The 520-nt window shown below is 73.8% G+C and carries 1 pseudogene; it reads left to right on the forward strand.

What is annotated here, in order from left to right:
• A pseudogene (locus ADK55_RS39865) lies at window positions 1–207 on the forward strand (hypothetical protein); the annotation flags it as partial.
• Window positions 208–520: the final 313 nt, after the last annotated feature.

Consider the following 520-nt stretch of genomic DNA (forward strand, 5'->3'; position numbering starts at 1 on the left):
GAGGTCCGGCCGCCCGCCTGCCGGCAGTGCGAAGACGAGGCCGTGGCGATCGGCGGCCCCGAGGGCGGGTGGTGCCAGTGGCACGACGGACCGACCAGCACCGTGCTGGTGGCCTGTTGGGGCATGACGACCTCGGGCCCGGATCAGCCGATCAACACGTGCGCGGACTGCCGCGTACGACACAGCCCGACACCCGTGGGAGGGTGACCCGTGACCACGACGACGCTGCAATGCGCGGACACTCCCCTGCCCCCGGCCCAGGGCCTGCCCTGGGACGTCGGCATGGGCCGAGCCTGCGTCGCCTGCGGGAAGAAGTTGACCGTCGGGGCCGTCTCACGCGGGAAGGTTTCCGGCCGGCAAGGAGTGCACAGCATCGACACCGAGGTATGGGCCTGCCCCCCGAGGCCCGCTTCATGAAAGCGCCCGCGACCCCCCCCGGCCCCAGGGAGGTCCGGCCGCCCGCCTGCCGGCAGTGCGAAGACGAGGCCGTGGCGATCGGCGGCCCCGAGGGCGGGTGGTG

The sequence above is a fragment of the Streptomyces sp. WM4235 genome, from assembly GCF_001279725.1.
Lineage (GTDB): Bacteria > Actinomycetota > Actinomycetes > Streptomycetales > Streptomycetaceae > Streptomyces.